Source organism: Terrisporobacter muris (genome assembly GCF_024621905.1).
GTDB lineage: Bacteria > Bacillota > Clostridia > Peptostreptococcales > Peptostreptococcaceae > Terrisporobacter > Terrisporobacter muris.
Map to the genome: position 1 here is coordinate 1 of NZ_JANKBY010000196.1, position 6,722 is coordinate 6,722.

General features: G+C 27.2%; 7 protein-coding genes. 6 read left to right on the plus strand and 1 reads right to left on the minus strand.

Features of this window, described 5'->3' with window-relative positions; genetic code table 11:
* Nucleotides 1-197 precede the first annotated feature (197 nt).
* From NSA58_RS13520 to NSA58_RS13545, 6 genes are all read left to right on the plus strand, one after another.
* Entirely contained in the window at nucleotides 198-728 is a 531-nt protein-coding gene (locus NSA58_RS13520; protein WP_039678539.1) for a hypothetical protein, read from the plus strand.
* Nucleotides 729-908: 180 nt separating this feature from the next.
* The gene (locus NSA58_RS13525) at nucleotides 909-1,658 is read left to right on the plus strand and encodes an acyl-[acyl-carrier-protein] thioesterase (RefSeq protein ID WP_039678540.1); all 750 of its coding nucleotides are present in this window, start codon (nucleotides 909-911) and stop codon (nucleotides 1,656-1,658) included.
* Between the two features lie 17 nt (nucleotides 1,659-1,675).
* On the plus strand, nucleotides 1,676-2,116 hold the full coding sequence (locus NSA58_RS13530; RefSeq protein WP_039678541.1) for a MarR family winged helix-turn-helix transcriptional regulator: 441 nt from the start codon (nucleotides 1,676-1,678) through the stop codon (nucleotides 2,114-2,116).
* A gap of 19 nt (nucleotides 2,117-2,135) precedes the next feature.
* A complete protein-coding gene (locus NSA58_RS13535; RefSeq protein ID WP_039678542.1) occupies nucleotides 2,136-2,981 on the plus strand; it encodes a DegV family protein in 846 nt (281 codons plus the stop codon).
* A gap of 102 nt (nucleotides 2,982-3,083) precedes the next feature.
* Nucleotides 3,084-3,587, plus strand: a complete 504-nt coding sequence (locus tag NSA58_RS13540) for a hypothetical protein (RefSeq protein WP_074429140.1) — start codon at nucleotides 3,084-3,086, stop codon at nucleotides 3,585-3,587.
* A 214-nt stretch (nucleotides 3,588-3,801) separates the two neighbouring features.
* Nucleotides 3,802-5,076: a conjugated bile salt MFS transporter gene (locus NSA58_RS13545; RefSeq protein WP_039681336.1), complete on the plus strand. Its 1,275-nt coding sequence runs from the start codon at nucleotides 3,802-3,804 to the stop codon at nucleotides 5,074-5,076.
* A gap of 39 nt (nucleotides 5,077-5,115) precedes the next feature.
* Here the strand turns inward: NSA58_RS13545 and NSA58_RS13550 are convergent, their stop codons facing one another.
* Nucleotides 5,116-6,627, minus strand: a complete 1,512-nt coding sequence (locus NSA58_RS13550) for a hypothetical protein (protein ID WP_074429141.1) — start codon at nucleotides 6,625-6,627, stop codon at nucleotides 5,116-5,118.
* Nucleotides 6,628-6,722: the final 95 nt, after the last annotated feature.

The following is a 6,722-nucleotide window of genomic DNA, read 5'->3' on the forward strand; positions in this document are numbered from 1 at the left end:
TATATAAAAAAGAATAGTTAATATAACTGTGGTTATAATAACTATTCTTTTTTGATACATACATTATAAGTGTTAATATTTACTGTGAATAATAAAAATAGTAAGTATGGACAGAAATAAAAAATTATCACAAAATATTAATTTATGTAATATTATGGATAGAGGGCGGAAATCATACCTATAAGGTGGTGACACCTATGAGATTTTGTAGAATACAAGCATTAATTGAAGAATTGTTAATGGATTGGGATAAATTAAATTTAGCAGCAAAACTTTTAGTTTATATTGGCTTTTTCTTAGTTTTTTCTATAATATTCATGGCTATTTATAAATCAAAGGATACTGATTTATATGCAAGAATTGAGGTAATATTTAGAATATCTCTTGCATCTGTGTTTGGTTTTATATTAAGTTCTAATACAAAAACAAAAGAAGATAGGAATAAAGATAATTATATGGAAAAAGTGACTATTAGTTTAGATAAAGAAAAAGCTATTACTGAGGACTGTAAAATGAAGAAGGAAACACTTAAATATTATTATGGAGAAGGAAACACTGTGCAAATTGTAGTAGCTTTATTAATTACCCTAATATCTGCATTAGTAATATTAGGTGAATATACTTTTTCATTTACTGAAAATTTAGAAATAATAGGTCAATTTAGAGATTTAATGTGTACTTCTATAGGCTTTTTACTTGGTGAAGCAAAAATAAAATCTAAGAGTTAATAATATATAATGAGGAAAAGCTGTAGTAAGAAGTTGAATTTTTTACTATGGCTTTTTTATGAAATAATATCAATAATGATTGACATATCAACTAAATATAATTAAAATAATTGACATATCAACTAAAAATTGTATACAAAATAAATAAAATTATTTATATATAGGAAGAAGGTATAAGATATGGAAAGGGTGTTTACTAAAGAATATGAAGTTACATATAGAGATACGGATGCAAGAGGAGAGTGTTTTCTAACTTCTTATATGAATTTTATGGCAGATTGTGGTCTGAGTCAAGATGAAAAGTACGGATTTGTCATAGCTGATATGGTAAAAGAAAACCATACTTGGATGTTAGTGGATTACGAAATCACTATTTATAAATATGTTAAATACAAAGAAAAGCTTAGAGCTATAACTTATATTGAAGGTATGAATAAATTTTATGCAGTTAGGTATTTTAAAATCTATAATGATAAAGATGATTTAATTCTTGAAGGAAAGACACTAGTTATATTAGTTGATTCTAAAAAAAGAAGGCCATTGTCAATACCTGATGAACATTATAAGGCCTATGGAGTTGAAGAGAAAACACCTACAATAGGAAGAAATAAATTAAAGCTTTCAAAATGCAAGAATGTTGATTACAAAAAAGAATTTAATGTTAGATACTCTGATATAGATTTGAATTTACATGTGGGCAATGTGACATATTTAGGGTGGATATTGGAAACTATACCTTTTGAGATTATGACTGATTACAAAATTTATTCAGTTAAAATAAAATATCAAAAGGAATTAACTTATGGAGATAAAGTAAGTGTTAAAACTGAAATGGAATATAATGATAATAATATTAGTGCATATCATGAAATAATAAATGAAAGTGAAGAAGTGGTAGCTCTTTTAGAAACTCATTGGAATGAAATATAAAAAATAAGGATATTAATATGAATAAAAAATACAGAGAAATGAGAAAATGTATCTCCGTTTTATATAGACAGTTTCAAACTTATATAAATAATAACACTAAAGATTTAGGAATAGGAGCTTCAGAATATATTTTTTTGATGGAAATGTATGAAAAGGCTAATGTGAGCCAAGAGGAACTTTCTAAATCTTTAATAGTGGATAAAGCAGCAACAGCTAGAGCTATTAAATCGTTAGAAGAAAAAGAATATATATTTAGAATAAAAGATGAAAATGATAAAAGAACAAATAGAATAAAACTAACAAAAAAGGGTATACAAGTACAAGTAAGATTAACTGATTTGTTTGAACAGTGGAATAGTTATATAACAAAGGATATAAATATGGAAACATTAAATATAGTATTTGAGACTATAAAGCAGATGTCTAATAATGCAATAGAGAGAAATAGGATAGAATAAAGACAGGAGAATAGACGTAATGAGTGATTTAAAAATAATATGTGATAGTTTAGCAGATGTTCCAGAGAACTTAGTTAAACGATATGATATAGAAGTAATACCTCTAACAATAATAATCAATGATATTGAATATAAAGATGGACAAAACCTTACAAATGAGGAATTTTACAGTCTTATAAAAGAATGTGATGAAATACCTAAAACATCACAAGCTACATATATTCAATTTGAAGAAATATTTAGAAAGTATTTAAACCAAGGAAAAAAGATACTATATATTAGTGGATCATCTAAAGTTACTGGTACATATCAATCTGCAATGATAACAAAGAATGATTTACAAGGAGAAATTTACATATTTGATAGCTTAAATTTATCTTATGGATGTGGAGCTCAAGTTGTTACAGCTTGTGAAATGAATGAAGAAGGTAAATCAATAGATGAAATAATAAAAAAATTAGAAGATATAAGAGATAATATATTAGTATTATTTGCTGTTGATAATTTAGACTACCTAAAAAAGGGAGGTAGACTATCGGCATCAAAAGCAGTAATAGGAAGTATGTTGAGTATAAAACCAATATTACAAATGCAAGATGGATTTATAGTGAATATAGACCAAGCTAGAGGTCATAAAAAAGTTATATCAAAAATGATAAGTATGGTGAAAAAATATATAAAAGATAACATAGAAGATAAGAGAATTGGTATTGCTCATGGAGACAATGAAATTGAATTTGAAAAATTAAAAGAAGTTATTGAAAATGAACTTGATTTTAATCGAATAGTAGAAACAAAAATAGGTCCTAGCATAGGATCTCATACTGGAGCTGGAACTATAGGACTTTGTATATGGGACAAATAATTAAAACACACCTAAACCTAATGATTTAGGTGTGTTTTTTTGCATATATTTAATTTTGTTAAATAATATTCATTAAGAAGAAATATTAAAGGAGGGGGAAGGTTGGGCAGTAGAATTCATGCTTTAAAATCTGAGTTAAAACATGATTGGGATGAACTTAATTTAGCTGCTAAATCACTAGTTATTATAGGAGGCTTACAATTTGGGATAATTATATATTTCGCAGTAGTTGATGTAGATTCTCTGCAAATTTCTAAGGATATTGAAGTTATATTTAGATCTTCCCTGGCATCAGTTTTTGGTTTTATATTAAGTTCTAATACAAAAAACAGTAATAAAAAAAATACAGGAACAAAGTCATTGACAAGAAAAAGCAATGAAGAGCATAAAGATATATGTGAAAGAATAAGAGAGTATGATTATGGTGATGGAAATTCGGTTCAAATATCTATAGCGCTTATTATTACAGTAATATCAGCAATTGTGATTTTAATTATATATAAAAATAACATCCATACAGATAGAGTTATATTATCTCAGTTTAGGGATTTGATGTGTACCTCAATAGGTTTTTTACTTGGGGAATCTAAAATAAGGTCAGATTAGGATTAAAAGGAAATTATGAAATTAATTATGCGCAAAATTCCAGGAAAATATTTTCAGGATGAATTGTGAATTTTAAATTTCACGAAATTCACAATTCATCCTTTTGTTTCTCTATTATATCAATTATATTCTGTGTTATTCTATTAACAAATAAAAAGACAACCTACCGGGGGTCTTAAGCTCAGATGAAGATTGAGAGGAGAATAATTAAATTATGAATAAAAAGAAAATACAAAAAGGTTGGATGATGTTAATAGTATGTATGTTAATACAAGCAATACCATTCTGTATAGCATCTAACATACAACCATTATTTATGGGATCAGTTATACAAGAACATGGATTCAGTTTAACAGGATTCTCATTAATATTCTCAATAGGAACAATAGTATCAGCGCTAGCAGCTCCAGTTATAGGTTCTTTATTCGCGAAAGTTAATTTAAAATTAATATACACTGCAGGGGCAATACTTACAGGTGGAGGATTTATGGCATTCTCTATGTGTACACAGTTATGGCAATTCTATGCAGTAGCAGCTATAGTAAATATCGGTGCAGCTGTTATATCAGCTATAGGAGTACCGCTTTTAATAAATTCTTGGTTTGACGGAAATGTTAGAGGTAAGGCTTTAGGTATAGCGTTTGCTGGTGGATCTATAGGTAATATATTCATGCAACAATTAGTTATACGTTCAATAGTTGCAAACGGAACATCTAAATCATACTTTGTATTTGGTTTAGTAGCACTTGTTGTTGCTGTAGTTATAGCTTTATTCTTAGTTAAAATGCCAAAGGATGCTAGTGAAGTAGTAACAGGAAATAATGATTTAACAGAAGAAGAAAATGCAAATGAAATAGATATATCATATACTTTAAAAGAAGCTCAAAGTAACAAATTCTTCTGGATGTTTGGTATTGGATTCTTATTCGTAGGACTTTATGTTTCGGCTTATTCAGTACAATATGCAAACTATTTCCAAAACGTATTAAACTTAAGCCCAAATGTAATAGCACTTACAGGTTCAATATTTGCTATATGTTCATTAGCAGGAAATGTTGTAGGTGGAGTGTTCTTTGATAAATTAGGAGTTGTAAAAACTTTACTTATATCTGCAGTTGCAGTTGCAGCATCAGGAGTATTTATAATATTAGCTGGAAGCAACCCAATATTTGCTCACTTACATTCAGCTGTTAAAGGTGTAGCAGTATTTGTTTACATGATGACACCAGCTTATGTAGTTGGAGAATACTTCGGTAAAAAAGCATATGGTAGTATACTTGGTATGTTACAATTAGTATTCGCAATAGGGTTCTCAGCTGGATCAGTATTATTCGGTGTATTAGCAGGAGCATTAGGATACAATACGACTTGGATGATAATATTAGGATTCGTAGTAGCAGCATTTATATGCTTAATAACTGCAGCTAAAGGAATGACTAAATTAAATAAAGAAAGAAAAGCTAAAATAGAAGCAGGTATGGCTGCTTAATATAAAAAAGTGAACTTATATAAGTTCACTTTTTTTATTCTAGTGTATATCTTCACCTAAGTTTTCACTTATTATCCTTGTATAACTTATGGATTTTGATATTCTTTCTAATATATCATCTTTATCTACTAAAATTAAATCATTGCCATAATTCCAAAGTTTATCAAATAAATTATCGACCATTTTTTTTATTTCGTTATCTCTTAATATAGAGTAATCATTTTTACCTGAAACAGGATGAACTTTTATAAACTTAAGATTTTTAGAAAGGTAGAAAGATGGATTATCTGCATGTCTAAAATCCTCTACAAAGTTACCATCTACTAGCCTTATTTCAACTTTATTATTTTCTTTTAATATTTTTTCTATATATTCTATATGTCTTTCTCTTTCCTTAAATGTTAAAGTCACTGGAGTATTAAAGAAATGAAGGCATCCAGATGACATATATTTTCTAAGTTCTAGTTCGTATATAAGTACTTTTAATTTACATTTATAAGTTGCATTGTGTAAAAATACATTAATTTTTTTTAATTCATTTATAAGTTTAGGACGATCTCCAAATATTCTATGGGCAATTTCCATAAATAAGTCTGGAGGCATGAAAAACTCATTTATAGAACCTAAAAGACATCTTAGCTCACTATTCATAATATACTGCACATAAGTTTGATCTTCAATCATTTCCATAGGAGATTTTATTAGAGAAATATATTTACCTTTGTTTTTTAGTTTGTATTCTAAACTATAATAAAACTCATTAATTAAGTTTTTATTTTTAGATGTATTACTAAATAAACATTCTCCATCATTAGAAAAAATAGTAGTACTTAAAAATCTATCTTTTATTATAAAAAATGCAGTATTTTTACTAATGGCACAGTTAAATAATTTAAAGTTAAGTTTTGGATAAGATGATAAAATATTAATTGTAAGAAGAGAGTTTAATATTTCTTCTTTATTCTCACCTTCAAATCCTATCAAAAAATTAATTTTTACATTTGTATACTTACTTAATTCATAAAAATATTTTTTCATATCTACAAGAGAAACCTTATCTTTATAATCTATAGAGAATAAGTTTATAGCAATAATAATATCTAAATCATTGCCAACGCTAGCATTAAATTCTATTTCTTCACGTATGGCTTTTGGTAATAAGGTAGGTTTTACTTCGCAATTCACATTATAATATTCTTGTGAAACAGAAGTCATTGGGATATTTTGGGTCCCTTTGTTATTGGAGCTTTCGAAGTAAACTTCTTGTAATGTATTCTTTATATATTCATAAAGAAAATCGTTGTCCCCTCTTTCGAGTTCAAAATATTCGACTAAGTGTTTTCTAGTATCATTATCTAGAGATTTTATAATAAATTTTGCAATATTTTCACAAATTTCTACTGCTCTTTTAAAACTAGGTAAGTTTTTGGAATTTACCCATTTATTAATATAAGATACATCGTAGCCTAAATAGGAGGCTAAAGAAGATTTTTTTTGTTTAGAGATATATAGTAAGTTTTCTAGTACACCTCCAAATGTTCTGCTATTCAATGTCATTCCTCATTTCTGTCATAAATTTATGGTTCCATGTAAGAAAATATTATATCATTATTATTTTACCCTTTGAAGGAAAAGTATGAATTTTA

Coding starts and splice junctions, on each gene's coding strand:
- NSA58_RS13535 (WP_039678542.1), top strand. CDS start 2,136: ATGAGTGATTTAAAAATAATATGTGATAGTTTAGCAGATGTTCCAGAG.
- NSA58_RS13525 (WP_039678540.1), top strand. CDS start 909: ATGGAAAGGGTGTTTACTAAAGAATATGAAGTTACATATAGAGATACG.
- NSA58_RS13520 (WP_039678539.1), top strand. CDS start 198: ATGAGATTTTGTAGAATACAAGCATTAATTGAAGAATTGTTAATGGAT.
- NSA58_RS13545 (WP_039681336.1), top strand. CDS start 3,802: ATGAATAAAAAGAAAATACAAAAAGGTTGGATGATGTTAATAGTATGT.
- NSA58_RS13530 (WP_039678541.1), top strand. CDS start 1,676: ATGAATAAAAAATACAGAGAAATGAGAAAATGTATCTCCGTTTTATAT.